At 33.0% G+C, this 13,345-nt stretch carries 12 protein-coding genes and 1 tRNA gene; 5 read left to right on the forward strand and 8 right to left on the reverse strand.

What is annotated here, in order from left to right; translation table 11 throughout:
* Positions 1-50: 50 nt before the first annotated feature.
* Positions 51-1,835: an ABC transporter ATP-binding protein gene (locus tag H8R22_RS10495; RefSeq protein WP_187010334.1), complete on the reverse strand. Its 1,785-nt coding sequence runs from the start codon at positions 1,833-1,835 to the stop codon at positions 51-53.
* Positions 1,836-2,022: 187 nt separating this feature from the next.
* Here H8R22_RS10495 and H8R22_RS10500 point away from each other — a divergent pair.
* The 3 genes from H8R22_RS10500 (at position 2,023) to H8R22_RS10510 (ending at position 3,523) form a co-directional block, all read left to right on the forward strand.
* A tRNA-Val gene (locus H8R22_RS10500) sits at positions 2,023-2,097 on the forward strand.
* A 187-nt stretch (positions 2,098-2,284) separates the two neighbouring features.
* Positions 2,285-2,947 carry a 3,4-dihydroxy-2-butanone-4-phosphate synthase gene (gene ribB, locus H8R22_RS10505; RefSeq protein WP_187010505.1) on the forward strand — a complete coding sequence of 221 codons (663 nt, stop codon included), beginning with the start codon at positions 2,285-2,287 and terminating at the stop codon, positions 2,945-2,947.
* Positions 2,948-3,523 (forward strand): Crp/Fnr family transcriptional regulator, encoded by a 576-nt coding sequence (locus tag H8R22_RS10510; RefSeq protein WP_187010335.1) that lies wholly within the window; start codon positions 2,948-2,950, stop codon positions 3,521-3,523.
* A 269-nt stretch (positions 3,524-3,792) separates the two neighbouring features.
* On the opposite strand, the gene H8R22_RS10515 is transcribed toward H8R22_RS10510, so the two are convergent.
* Both H8R22_RS10515 and H8R22_RS10520 read right to left on the reverse strand, forming a co-directional pair.
* A complete protein-coding gene (locus H8R22_RS10515; protein WP_187010336.1) occupies positions 3,793-5,961 on the reverse strand; it encodes a TonB-dependent receptor in 2,169 nt (722 codons plus the stop codon).
* A 78-nt stretch (positions 5,962-6,039) separates the two neighbouring features.
* A complete protein-coding gene (locus H8R22_RS10520) occupies positions 6,040-6,357 on the reverse strand; it encodes a DUF6660 family protein (protein WP_222616918.1) in 318 nt (105 codons plus the stop codon).
* 137 nt (positions 6,358-6,494) lie between these two features.
* On the opposite strand from H8R22_RS10520, the gene H8R22_RS10525 reads away from it, so the two are divergent.
* On the forward strand, positions 6,495-7,499 hold the full coding sequence (locus tag H8R22_RS10525) for an LLM class flavin-dependent oxidoreductase (protein ID WP_187010337.1): 1,005 nt from the start codon (positions 6,495-6,497) through the stop codon (positions 7,497-7,499).
* Here the strand turns inward: H8R22_RS10525 and H8R22_RS10530 are convergent.
* The 3 genes from H8R22_RS10530 to H8R22_RS10540 form a co-directional block, all read right to left on the reverse strand.
* Complete coding sequence (locus H8R22_RS10530) at positions 7,496-8,428, reverse strand: transglutaminase (protein WP_187010338.1); 933 nt, start codon at positions 8,426-8,428, stop codon at positions 7,496-7,498. The genes H8R22_RS10525 and H8R22_RS10530 overlap by 4 nt on opposite strands.
* Before the next feature lie 22 nt (positions 8,429-8,450).
* Positions 8,451-9,302, reverse strand: coding sequence for a substrate-binding domain-containing protein (locus tag H8R22_RS10535; protein WP_187010339.1), 852 nt, complete (start codon positions 9,300-9,302; stop codon positions 8,451-8,453).
* Positions 9,303-9,416: 114 nt separating this feature from the next.
* Positions 9,417-10,934 carry a succinate CoA transferase gene (locus tag H8R22_RS10540; protein ID WP_187010340.1) on the reverse strand — a complete coding sequence of 506 codons (1,518 nt, stop codon included), beginning with the start codon at positions 10,932-10,934 and terminating at the stop codon, positions 9,417-9,419.
* A gap of 170 nt (positions 10,935-11,104) precedes the next feature.
* On the opposite strand from H8R22_RS10540, the gene H8R22_RS10545 reads away from it, so the two are divergent.
* On the forward strand, positions 11,105-11,911 hold the full coding sequence (locus tag H8R22_RS10545; protein ID WP_187010341.1) for an AraC family transcriptional regulator: 807 nt from the start codon (positions 11,105-11,107) through the stop codon (positions 11,909-11,911).
* Positions 11,912-11,954: 43 nt separating this feature from the next.
* Here H8R22_RS10545 and H8R22_RS10550 read toward each other — a convergent pair whose 3' ends face one another.
* The gene (locus H8R22_RS10550; protein WP_187010342.1) at positions 11,955-12,821 is read right to left on the reverse strand and encodes a nucleoside phosphorylase; all 867 of its coding nucleotides are present in this window, start codon (positions 12,819-12,821) and stop codon (positions 11,955-11,957) included.
* A 52-nt stretch (positions 12,822-12,873) separates the two neighbouring features.
* Entirely contained in the window at positions 12,874-13,203 is a 330-nt protein-coding gene (locus H8R22_RS10555; protein WP_187010343.1) for a translation initiation factor, read from the reverse strand.
* Positions 13,204-13,345: the final 142 nt, after the last annotated feature.

Below are 13,345 nucleotides of genomic sequence, written 5' to 3' on the forward strand. Positions count from 1 at the left end.
GCTTTTGCAAAAGCGAATCTCTCTCTAAATTTGTCTCTCTTATTGTTCCGTTAAGTAGTGCTAAATTGTAGATTACTTAAATTCTTATAAATTCCGTTTTCTAAATTAATAAGTTCTAAATGTGTTCCTTGCTCCGTAATCTTCCCATTATCCAAAACTAAGATTTGATCGGCGCTTCTAATGGTAGAAAGTCTGTGAGCGATAATAATACTTGTACGACCTTCCATCAATATCTCTAAAGCTTCCTGAACTAATTTTTCGCTTTCGCTATCTAATGACGAAGTGGCTTCGTCTAGAATTAAAATGCTTGGATTTTTAAGTAAAGCCCTAGCTATCGCAATACGTTGTCGCTGTCCTCCTGAAAGCTTAACACCTCGTTCTCCCACCACTGTTTCAAATTGTTCTGGAAAACCTTCGATAAAATTAAAGGCGTTCGCTTGTTTAGCGGCTAGAATAATTTCATCGTGAGTTGCATCTGGTTTTCCATAAGCGATATTTTCTTTTATAGTTCCACCAAAAAGGATAACATCTTGAGGCACGATACTCATATTGCCACGTAAATTTTCTAAATCAAAATCATAGATGCTTTTTCCATCAATTAGTATTTCTCCGCTCTCAATATCGTAGAAACGAAGTAATAAAGAAGCGATCGTCGATTTCCCTGTTCCGCTAGGTCCAACAATAGCGATTTTTTGACCAAAATTAGCCGTGAAACTCACATCTTTCAACACATTAATTTCTCTTCGAGAAGGATAACTAAATGCAACATTTTTAAAAGTAACATTACCTTTTATCTTCTCAGGACTCAAATTGTTAGTACCTTTTATGTTTTCGGGAGTTTCGTCTAGTAATTCAAAAACACGTTCTGTTGCACCAATGGCTTTTTGCATTTGAGCATACAATTCAGCAATTCCTCCAGAGGAAGCTCCTACATAACTAGAATATAGAATAAAAGTAAATAGCTCACCAACCGAAATCTCACCACCAATACTTAATTGAACTCCGTACCAAACCACAGCTACAATGGTACCAAATAAACATATAATTATAAAAGAGGCAAAATAACCTCGAAGTTGACCACCTTTAATAGCGATTTTGACTACTTCATTTATTCTTCCTTTGTAACGGGCAATTTCATACCATTCATTTGCAAATGCTTTTACAATACTAATTCCTTGCATGGTTTCTTCAACAACAACTTGACTTTCGGCAACTTGATCTTGAACTTTTTTAGAATACTTTCTAATATATCTACCAAAAAGGACTGCGGCAACACCCACTAGTGGGACCACTGAAACCATCATAATAGTTAATTTGATATTGATGCTAGCTAACATTATGAAACTACCTATTATCAATATAAACTGACGTAAAAATTCGGCAATAGTCGTCGTTAAAGTATCTTGTATTTGAGTAATGTCGTTACTAATGCGACTATTTAACTCTCCAACACGTTTTTGCGAAAAAAACGACATCGGTAATTTTACTAGATTAGTGTACAAAGCTAAACGAACATTTGCAAGCGTGTTTTCAGTAAAATTCACGAATAATGAAAGTCTGAAAAAAGAAAATATAGACTGCAATATCAATACTAAACCTAGTCCTAGAGCGATTTGGTTCGCTAGCTCACTGTCTTTTTTATTCACACAATCTACTAACATTCCCATGAACTTAGGAAAAGCTAAAGCGGTTACACTTGTTAGTAGTAAAAAAACTAAACCAACATAAAACTTCCAACTGTTGTTACCTGCATACTTGAAAATAATCTTTGCTTTATTAAGAGAACTAGCAGTAATTTTTGATTTAGGTAAATCGTTTTCTTTGAACCTTCCCATTATTTATATTTTGTGTCGACAAAGGTACCACTATACAAGTTCATTCCCAAAAAAATAAGATCAGCAGTTGGTTTTACTAATGATTTGGTATTGAGTATGTAACAACTTATTATGAATTTTTTCTATAAATATTTTAAAATTTTACTTGTAAATGTAAAATCTAGTCTTATATTTGCACCCACAATTAGGGCGATTAGCTCAGCTGGTTCAGAGCACCTCGTTTACACCGAGGGGGTCGGGGGTTCGAACCCCTCATCGCCCACAAAACTTCTCAAGAAATTGAGGAGTTTTTTTTTTGGTTTATATTTTCCCATAAATTTTAGTACGGATTCGCTTTTATCTTCAAATAAATTTTTTCCCAAACTTTCATTAATTGACTTAAGTCAAATTTTTTGATAAAAAACAGCTTTAGATTTGCATCAAGTAAAATTTAAATCGATTAAATCATGATGGTAGCTATAGAATCAAATCCTTTAGAAAAATTTGGAAGTACAAGTCAAGAACGTTTAGAAAACGCATTCAGACAGCTACAAAACGGAAAAGGAGTAATTTTAACGGATGATGAAGACAGAGAAAATGAGGGAGATTTAATTTTTTCGGCCCATAATTTGTCTACTGAGAACATGGCGTTAATGATTAGAGAATGCAGTGGCATTGTTTGCCTTTGTATGTCTAATGAAAAAGCGGATAAACTGGACTTACCCTATATGGTAAAGGAAAATACAAGTAGTTTTCAAACTCCATTTACAATTTCGATAGAAGCCAAAGTAGGTGTTACCACTGGTGTTTCAGCGGCAGATAGATTGAAAACTATTCAGGTTGCTTGTACTGAAAATGCAAGTAGTTCTGATTTAGCTAAACCGGGTCACATTTTTCCATTGCGAGGAAGAAATAATGGCGTATTAGAAAGGAAAGGGCATACAGAAGGGAGTATGGATTTAATGAAATTAGCGGGATTACAGCCAGAAGCGGTACTATGTGAATTAATGAATGCTGATGGAACAATGGCAGACATTGCTACTATCATAAAATTTGCGGACATACATGATTTAGTTGTCTTATCGATAGAAGATATTGTTCATTATCGTAAATTTGTGAGAGACTATAATTAAATGAACGAATTCGACGAGCTTGCAGCTTACTTAAAAAAAAGCATTGATTTTGACGAGGAAGATTTAAAGATAATCTTGTCTTATTTTAAAATTGTAAAGAAGAATAAGAATGAAATTTTACTTGCACATGGAAAAGTTAGCGAGTTTAGTTATTTTGTAAAGAAGGGATGTCTCAGAATTTATTTTATAAATGATGAAGGAAAAGATAGCACTCGATATATTGCCTTCGAAAATCAATTTGCTACAGCTCTAGTTAGTTTTATAACAAAGGAACCAGCTGAGGAAATTATTCAGGCGATTGAAAATTCAGAACTTCTCTGCATTAGTCACAACGACTTTAGACATCTAATAAAAATTGTTCCCAAATGGAAGGACTTTTATACTATTTATTTGGAAAAAGCATATGTTAATAATTCGAAAAGATTAATGTCATTTACCACTTTGAGCGCGGCAGAAAGGTATGATCAGTTATTTAAAATAAATCCAAATATTGTCAAACGACTTCCTAATAAAATCGTAGCTTCTTATATTAATGTCTCTAATGAAACATTAAGCCGATTAAAATCTAAAATTTAAGAATATATTTGAGTTAAATAGTGTGTGCAACTATGTTTTCTTGAATACTAATTTCGCGATCTCTTGTTATAGCGGTAATTAAAAAATAGTAGTAGATTCTCGTTTAGAAAAATGCATATAACCTCCAAATTCATTGATTTTGGAGGTTTTTTAACTTTATTTTTTAACTTAAAAAAACCTCCCAAATTGATAATCAGCAAGGGAGGTTTTTGGGTAGTAGGAAATAATAATTTATTGGAACTAAATTAGAGACAATACGTCAAACATAATTAAAGTTTTATTTTTAATCCAGCATTTACTACAAATCCATCTAAAGGTGCATAGATGTCTTTAAAAACGGGATTAGTAAGTGGTCCTGTGTATATATTTCCAAATTTTGTTTGTCTCGTATCAGTAAAGTTTTCGAAATTAGCATAGATTGAAAAGTTTTCCCAAAGCTTTTCAATCATTACTCCAAAAATCCAATAATCTCGTCCTATTGTGTTGTCATTTAATGTTTGTTTACTGTAATAATAAGCTTCTAGACCTATTTTCCATTTTTCTTCGACTTCATACATTAAAACATTGTTTAAACGATGTTTAGCTGTTAATGGATTTGTGAAATTCATTCCGTCTTTTTCTATTGAAGCATCTGTAAAAGTATAGCCTATAAACAACTTGAAATCTTTATATTCTAACTTTAAATTTGTTTCTGCTCCTTTTGTGTCTAAAAAACCGTCAATATTAATGAATTGAGAGTCAGTACTAGATATTGGAGTTAAAATTAACGGCTTATTGACATTGGTATAAAAGAACAACTGATTTATTGATAAGGACAATTCATCCGTTAGATTGGTTTTATAATTAACATCAAAATTAAAACCATAACTTTTTTCAAGAGAGTTACTATCGCTATCAATTGGCCTAACATTACGGTACTGAATACGCTCACTTTCCTCTGTAAATATAGTTGGTGTTTTGTATCCTAATCCACCGCCAAATCTAGAATTCAACTTATCTGATAATTTAAACAAAGCGGAGATTCTTGGTAGAAATGAGAAGCCGTAATCTAGAACATAATCGGTACGGAATCCCGTTTCTACATCAAGCCATTCAGTAGCTTTTACAGTATTTTGGATAAAAGCACCGTAGGTAATCTGATTGTAATTCCTTAACGGAAAAGTCGTCGTGCTACTTTCAGTAAAACTATCTGTGTATAAGTTAGCACCTGTTACCCATTGTGATAAATCTCCGTTGTAGGAGTAGGTTATTTCAGAAAAAGTACTATTCTGTAAACCATCAAACAGATAGTCTGGAATAGTGACGATACGACTAAAATTATTAAAACTGTTTTTTAGTGTTATATTTTCTCTTTCGTTAAAGGCATGGTTAAGGGTAAATTGCGTACTAATTCGTCGTGTTTTATTTTTTTCAAAATAACTATTAGGATTCTCGCTTTCGTTTTTTATGTAGTCGATGTCTCCGCCAATTCTATTCTCAAAAACGGTGTTAATTCCAATATTCAAATTTGTTTTATCGTTCAAGTATAAAAATAATTTAGGATTAAAATTAAAGCGCTCAAATTTAGGTATGGCTGTCAATTTGATGTCTGCAGGATCATAAGGCGCATTGCGGTCATGCGAAGCAAAAACAGTTACACCAACTTTTTCGAAACGCTGAGAATAAAATCCATTAACATCTAATCCAAGCGCCGAGGTTCCGTTTAAAATAAAACGAAGTTCTCGCTCGTCAGTGGGTGTTTTAGAAATAAGATTTACTAAACCAGCAATAGCACCACCTCCAAAAAGAGTTGATGCAGATCCTTTTATAATTTCTACTTGCTTTAAATCTAAAGGCGGTGTTTGCAATAAACCTAATCCGCTTGAGGCACCAGAGAAAACAGGAAAACCATCTTTTAAAATTTGAGTATATCTTCCATCTAATCCTTGGATTCTAATAGACGAATTTCCTGAAGTTGCTGATGTTTGCTGTGTTTGAATACCTGTACTTTCATTGAGCATCATTCGGATATCGCCGGGTTTCATGTTTGCTTTTTCCTCTAATTCTTCTCCAGCAATAAATTCAACTCTTGTTGGATTGTTTTTGATCGTTCTCGTTCCTCTAGTAGAAGTGATAATAATCTCCTCCATTTCCTCGGCTTCCCTTTCTAAAAAGATAGCAATAAACTCTTTAGAGTATGGAATTGTAATGATTTGATTAATTGAATTATATCCTTCAATACTGAAAGTAAAATTATAAGTTCCATCCGCTAAATTTTCGAAAACTACGATACCTTGGGTATCAGTTAGACCGACTAAATTAACTTCTTTAATTAGTACTTTAGCGCCTGTTAAAGGTTGGTTAGTTACCAAATCGCTTATTACAATTTTGGTTTTATTTTGTGCTTGCGCCATGCCGATAAATGCTATCGCCATGATCAAATAAATGTTTTTAAACATGTAAAAATTTCTTAAAATTAGTTTAATAATTATATGCAAGATGTTACTATCGTGCATAAGAGATAGAGCTAAACTATTTTATTGTGGCGGTTGCCAAATGGTGTCATTGAAAGAAGAACTACCATCAAATTGGTAATAATAATTTTGAGATTTACATTTAGATACTATTTTACTTCTAAAATTAGTTGTTTGAACTTGCAATTGTATAGGAAAACACAAGCAGTTCCCACAAGAATAAAAAGGAGAGCATTTACTATCACAGTCAGCATCACAATTAGAATCTTTGTGATCACCAATAATCTTTTCTGTATCGCAATCATCATTAGTAGTAAACAAATTAGGTGCGATAGAGAAAGTTAAAATAAAAAAAGATAATAAAGTGACCATTATTTTCATACTACAAATTTAAAGACAAAATTTATCATAATAAGTTTTCCAGAGTTTCTTTTTTAATTTAACTATCAATTAGTACTCCTATTTTCTTTATGAGTTTAGCAATGCTTATTTTTGCAGTCAGATAAATTAAAAATATCATGAATACAAATAAGCTTTCAAATACCAATATATCAATCTTAGATTTAGCCATAGTGCGTGACGGAGGTACCGCATCCCAAACCTTCAGAAACAGTTTGAATCTTGCTCAAGAAGCAGAAAAGTGGGGATACAAGAGATATTGGTTAGCAGAACATCATAATATGCCTGGAATTGCAAGCAGTGCAACTGTTATACTTATAGGTCATATCGCCTCTGGAACAAAAACAATACGTGTAGGATCAGGAGGAATTATGCTCCCTAATCACGCACCTCTTGTAGTAGCAGAGCAGTTTGGAACTTTAGCAACTCTCTTTCCGAATCGTATTGATTTAGGATTAGGTCGCGCGCCTGGAACGGATCAATTTACCGCTGCTGCTTTAAAAAGAGACGATCATGCCGCTATGGAATTCCCAAGTAATATTGAAGAATTACAACTTTATTTTTCACAAGAAAATAAAAAGGGTCGTGTGCGTGCTATACCCGGAGAAGGGCTGGATATCCCTATTTATATTTTAGGTTCTAGCACCGATAGTGCTTATCTGGCTGCTGCCAAGGGTTTGCCTTATGCTTTTGCTAGTCATTTTGCACCTGCTCAATTAAAAACGGCTTTATCGATTTACAGAAATAATTTTAAACCTTCTGCTAAATTAAGCGAGCCGCGTGTTATAGCATGCGTTAATATTATTGCAGCAGATACTGATCATGAAGCCGCCCGATTAGCCACTTCATTTAAGAAACTTTTTTTAGGAATTATTACGGGTAACAGAGAGCAATTGCAACCTCCTTTTGACTCGGATGCTGATTTTATGGGACCAATTGAGGAAGGTGCTCTACAGCAAATGATTGCTTACACTTTTATTGGTGGACCTGATAAAGTACAGAAAGAATTAAATTTATTTTTAGAAGAAACTCAAGTTGATGAACTAATGGTTGCTACGGCTGTATATGATCATGAGGCTCGACTAAATTCCTACCGAATCCTCTCTGAAATAAAAAAATCCTAGTTTAAGGTCAAAGCTCCAAGTATCTCTTCGGACATAAAAGGTCCACCGGGATATTTGGCTGTATAATCTAAATTCAGCCAAATTTGATTGCGTTCATCTATGTGGTAATGCAGTTGTTTTCCAGTACTTTCTTTGACAAACAAAATATTTTTTATTAAAAAATTCACAGTTTCTAGATCATTTCTGCTTCCTATTAATATTTCAGGATAAATGTGTCCTTTTGTATGAATTAGTCTAGGAGTTCCGCCTATAGCACGAACGGCCGCTGCCATTAAAATGGAATGATCATCACAATCACCAGAGAAATAATCTAGGGATTCGCTAGCCGTAGCTATATAATCACCATCTTTAGGATCACTAACGTAGTTCCATCGCTCATTAATTTCCTTAAATACAGCAAAGCATTGAATAATAGTTCTGTAATCGGCGTAGCCTTTAACATTTTTAAAATTTTGCGTAGTTGCCATAACAGCAAAATTTCTGACCTTGGGGTTTTTGTATTCAATAGCTCGAAGGATCTTTGATTTATTAGGAAAAGGAAGTAATTTAGAAATAATTATATCCTGAGGATTAGGATTGTCAGACATAGTGTATATCATAGAGTCATAATCTTCGTAGACACTATTGAAGCCGTAATTACCAATGACTGTTCCGTAAAATAAAACTAAAAGATAAACGACCATGCAAATGATTATGATAGTTCTTAAGAGTCTCAATACAAGCTGAATAACTATTATTAAAACAATAAAAAGTATAATCCTATCTAAATTGAAAGGCCAGTTTAGTTCAATTAAATTTTGATGTGCAATAATAATGAGCGGAATAGCAATTAAAATATTCAAAACAAAAATAATCACATCGTCCCAAGGTTTTTTAACCTGTAGCGTTTGTTTTATTTTCTGAAAAGAAAGGGTTTTAATGTCTATCATACTAATTTAAAAATCGCACCGATTAGATCGTTTTTACAATTTCTTCAAAAGTACCTATTTTATCAATGATTTTAAGTTGAAATAACTGATTTTGGACATTGTTTAACAAATTTTTAGACATAGGATTCTCAGACCAAGTCGTTAATTCTAGCCATTCTTGTATATCAGTTATTTTTTGATTGTATTTTTTAGCTAAAGTTTCGTCAATATTACGAATGTTTTTGAATGATTTTGTCTGTTTATTAATAGTCTCTAAAATTATCGTAATCACTTCTGGATACTGATCTAAAGTTTCATCTCTTACAGCAATTACAAAACAAGGCCATGGGGTAGGGCAGTCTGCAATTCGTCTAAAAATTCCTTTATCTACTAATGGTTTAGTCATAAAACGTTCCCACATGAAGTAATCAGCAGTACCAGCGGTCAAAGCTTCAACAGCTCCTTCAATAGTATTGATGATTTCAAATTTAAGATTGTCTGTATTCCAACCTTGATTTCCGGCATTTACGTAGGCCATTAATTGAGAACCAGAGCCTAGTCTTGAAATAGCACATTTAGTATTTTCTAAATCGGAAAGGGTATTGTAATTGGAGTTGGCAGCCACGTGAATTCCCCAAATCAAAGGGCTTTCTACATAAACCTGAACAATTTTAGAAGGATTTCCGGCAACGATATCTTTTACAATTCCTTCTGTTAATATTACCGCAATATCAGCTTCTCCATTGCGGAGCATCTGACACATTTTGCCAGTTCCTTCAGGTACATCAGTCCATTGTAAATCGATATTCTGAGCTTCAAAATCTTTATTTTCTAAAGCTAAGTGCCAAGGTAAATTGAAATGTTCTGGCACTCCAGCAATTTTAATTGTTTTCATTTTACAAATTTAATGCTAAGGTACTAAGAGAAACGAGGATTTCAAATAAAAAAATTCCCTAAACATAGAAAAATGAATAGGGAATCAACAAAATAAAAACTGAAAAATATAGAATTAGTTAGATAATTCAATCGCTTTCTTTTGCTTCATACTTCCAGTTTTTGCAAATCGGGTATAGAAAGAAAAAGCTTCTTGAAGTAAGTGAGGAGTTTGTCCACCACCTAAACATGCCCGATTGTAATAATCAGATAGTTCCTCTTTGTAATCTGGATGAGCACAATTTTCAATTATCACTTTTACACGTTCTCTAGGTGCTAAACCTCTTAAATCAGCTAAACCTTGTTCAGTAACTAGAATATCTACATCATGTTCTGTATGATCTATATGAGGAACCATAGGTACTACATGAGATATTGCATTGAATTCTTTAGAAGCAGACTGCGTGACAAAAATGCTTAAAAAACTATTTCGGGCAAAATCTCCAGACCCACCAATGCCATTCATCATATTAGTCCCTGAAATATGTGTTGAATTTACATTACCATAAATATCAAATTCGATAGCGGTATTAATAGCTATAATTCCTAATCTTCGTATTACTTCGGCCGAATTACTAATGTTTTGAGGACGGAGAACCATTTTGTCTTTATACTGATCAAAATTTTCTAGCACTTGTTTGTAACAGGCTTCAGAAACGGTAATTGATGATGCCGAGGCAAAATCCATTTTTCCAGAATCGAATAATTCAAAGGTGCTGTCTTGCAATACTTCAGAATACATGACTAAATTTTCAAAATTCCCTCTTGAAAATCCTGACATCACTGCATTGGCAACTTTTCCAATACCTACTTGTAAAGGCATTAATGATTTTGTTAGTCTCCCAACTTCGATTTCATTTTTAAAAAATGCTAAAAGATGATCAGCAATCGCAGTTGTTTTTTCGTCTAGGGCACTAAATAAGGCAGCGCTATCCGGAAGTTCTGTAAACACAATTCCCACTACTTTTTTAGGATCAATAGTTATATAATCGACTCCAATTCGATCGTCTGCAGATTTGATATTGACAACATCTCTATTCGGATATTTATCATGAATAAAAACATCATGCAATCCTTTAAAATTTAAAGGTATAGAGGCGTTTATTTCAATAATAATTTTATCTGCTAAGTGTGCAAAAGTGGCTGAATTTCCCACAGAGGTTGTGGGTACAATATTTCCCTGTTCGTCAACGTAAGTAGCTTCCAGAATTGCAAAATCAAGTTTTGGTAAATGTTTATTTTCCAATAATTCTGCAGTCTCACTTAGATGTTGGTCTATGAATAATACCTCACCTTCGTTAATTTTATTTCTAAGTGAACTATCAGCCTGGAAAGGCATTCTTTTATATAATGCATTATTTTTGGCTAGATCAGCATCCGTATTGTGTCCTAAAGAGGCGCCGGTAATAAGTGTAATAGCTACATTTTCAAATTCTGCTTTTTTTGCAAATGCTGGAAGCACCGCTTTGCTATCGCCAGCTTTTGTAAATCCGCTAGTGCCTACTACCATTTTATCTTTTAAAAAACTGGCAGCTTCTTGTGCAGAAATTATTATGTCTTTGTAACTTTGAAATCGAATTCGCTCTAAGTGCATAATTGTTATTTTAAGTAAGGATTTTAATAATAATAGGTATGTTTTATTGATGAATTAAAAATATTAGATATTTTAATTTATCAATATTACAATATTACAGAAATTTACAACTGACGAAATATCTTAAAAAGACAAATATTTGTCCATTTCGGACACCATAAACACAATAAATGATTGAAGAAAAGTATTATATAAATAAAGTTGACATCGATAAAAAAAGTATTTATTGTCATCATGATTTAATGGGTGAATTACTTATTCCGACTCATAAACATGAAAAAGCTCAAATGTTATATACTGAAGGTGGTATTGTTTATGTAATTACGCAAACAAATACTTATTTCTTGCCTGCCCGCCATTTTATGTGGATTCCAGCGGGAGTGGAGCACAGTATTCATACCAATTCTGAAAACGTAATCATGAGAAATTTATATTTTCCGGTTAAGAAGCATGAGCATGCTTTTTATGAAAGTGAGGGGATCTATCCAGTCAATGATTTGTTGCTTCAAATGATGCTTTTTACCAATAGATGGGATGGTAATTTAATTAAAGGAAGCAGAAAATATGATATAACAAAAGCAATAAAAGCAATTTTGCCAACTATTTGTTTGAATAATTTGCCCTTATCATTACCTTTTTCAAAAGATGTCCGACTAATAAAAATAGTTAATTACTTAGATGAAAATTTAGGAGAAACCATTTTGTTTTCTAAGCTAGCGATTCAATTTGGATTTAGTGAACGTTCTTTATATCGATTATTTCAAAAAGATTTAGGAATGTCATTTATACAATATCTCACGATTCGAAGAATTTTGAAAGCGATTGAATTGTTATTAGAAAAAAACCTTGCGGTCAATGAAGTGGCTCTAGCTGTAGGTTATAATAGTGTACCGAGTTTTAGTAATACTTTTTACAAAATCCTTAGACAACGACCATCAGATTATATTAAAGGAGAGCATATTTTAAAAAAAAGTTAGCAAATTGATTTGCTAACTTTTTTAATTTATTACAATATTTATATTACTGTGCCAGTTTATCCAATGTATAAGCAATCAATTCATCTACTGCTTTGTATGGATCTTCACTGAAAGTTCCCGAAGCGCGATTAGCGATAATAGCATTTAGGGACAAGGCGTTATGTCCTAAAAGTGCCGAAAGACCATATATTGCAGCAGTTTCCATTTCAAGATTAGTTATTCTATTATCTTCAAATTTAAAATTATCCATTTTAGAATTTAGTTTTTCATCTTGAATATTCAAACGCAGCACGCGACCTTGAGGTCCGTAAAAACCACCAGCTGTAGCAGTTATTCCTTTATGCATTTTGTCACTTTCGATGATTTTTTCAAGTTTCTCTGAACAGGCTATAACGTATGGTTTTCCTTTGCGCACATCCCAATTTGTATGTTTTACAAAGGCATCTTCCATTGCTAGTTTCGAAACTTCATCAATAAGATAGGAACGAAGCATATTATCAAGTCCTAATCCAAATTTAGACATCACAAAACTATCTACGGGAATATCAGCGTGCAAAGAGCCTGATGTTCCGATGCGGATAATATTTAACGAGGTAAGTTTTTCTTTTGGTTTGCGGGTTTCTAAATCTATATTTACTAGTGCATCTAGTTCGTTGATTACAATATCAATATTGTCAGGACCTATCCCGGTTGACATCACAGTGATTCTTTTACCTTTGAATATTCCTGTTTGCGTTTTGAATTCTCTTTTTTGAGTCGAAAATTCGACGCTATCAAAGAATTGTGTGATTTTTTCCACACGATTTTGATCGCCTACGAAGATAATGTCATTGGCAATGTTTTCTGGTTTCAGATTCAAGTGATATACACTTCCGTCTGGGTTTAATATTAATTCTGATGATTGTATCATGTGTTTTTTTTGTTTAAAGTTTAAGGTTTCAAGCTAGTTTAAAGCAGTGTATTTATCCGCCCACACGTTTTACTTTGAATCCCTTTAGTTTCAGAATCTCCATTATTTTATCCCGGTAATCTCCTTGAATGATAATAGAATCATCTTTAAAAGTGCCTCCAACACTTAGTTTAGTTTTAATTTCTTTGGCTAAGATTTTAAAATCTTCGTCACTTCCTTCATAACCTTCAATAATGGTGGTTGCTTTGCCTTTTCTTTTTTCGAATTTACAAATCATAGGTTCTTTTTGAACGTATAATTCATGTGGAACTTCTTCCGTTGCTTCTACAGGAGCCGGCTCGTGATCTGGGAAAAGGTTTTTTAATTGGTCTTGTAAGTCCATAATTTATTTTCTTAATTATGATGTGGTTATGTTTAAATCTGCTTTCAATATCTTCGTACCAAACAACATTTGAAATTTAGCAATAGAGAGCAAAAAGAAAAAAGACATTAAGTAAACTCAATGTCTTTTAATACTAGAAGTA

It is taken from the genome of Flavobacterium kayseriense (assembly GCF_014305095.1).
Classification (GTDB): Bacteria; Bacteroidota; Bacteroidia; order Flavobacteriales; family Flavobacteriaceae; genus Flavobacterium; species Flavobacterium kayseriense.

Excerpts from the sequence above, each read along its gene's own strand:
- H8R22_RS10495 (WP_187010334.1), bottom strand. The coding sequence starts at position 1,835 with ATGGGAAGGTTCAAAGAAAACGATTTACCTAAATCAAAAATTACTGCT.
- ribB (WP_187010505.1), top strand. The coding sequence starts at position 2,285 with ATGGTAGCTATAGAATCAAATCCTTTAGAAAAATTTGGAAGTACAAGT.
- H8R22_RS10510 (WP_187010335.1), top strand. The coding sequence starts at position 2,948 with ATGAACGAATTCGACGAGCTTGCAGCTTACTTAAAAAAAAGCATTGAT.
- H8R22_RS10515 (WP_187010336.1), bottom strand. The coding sequence starts at position 5,961 with ATGTTTAAAAACATTTATTTGATCATGGCGATAGCATTTATCGGCATG.
- H8R22_RS10520 (WP_222616918.1), bottom strand. The coding sequence starts at position 6,357 with ATGAAAATAATGGTCACTTTATTATCTTTTTTTATTTTAACTTTCTCT.
- H8R22_RS10525 (WP_187010337.1), top strand. The coding sequence starts at position 6,495 with ATGAATACAAATAAGCTTTCAAATACCAATATATCAATCTTAGATTTA.
- H8R22_RS10530 (WP_187010338.1), bottom strand. The coding sequence starts at position 8,428 with ATGATAGACATTAAAACCCTTTCTTTTCAGAAAATAAAACAAACGCTA.
- H8R22_RS10535 (WP_187010339.1), bottom strand. The coding sequence starts at position 9,302 with ATGAAAACAATTAAAATTGCTGGAGTGCCAGAACATTTCAATTTACCT.
- H8R22_RS10540 (WP_187010340.1), bottom strand. The coding sequence starts at position 10,934 with ATGCACTTAGAGCGAATTCGATTTCAAAGTTACAAAGACATAATAATT.
- H8R22_RS10545 (WP_187010341.1), top strand. The coding sequence starts at position 11,105 with ATGATTGAAGAAAAGTATTATATAAATAAAGTTGACATCGATAAAAAA.
- H8R22_RS10550 (WP_187010342.1), bottom strand. The coding sequence starts at position 12,821 with ATGATACAATCATCAGAATTAATATTAAACCCAGACGGAAGTGTATAT.
- H8R22_RS10555 (WP_187010343.1), bottom strand. The coding sequence starts at position 13,203 with ATGGACTTACAAGACCAATTAAAAAACCTTTTCCCAGATCACGAGCCG.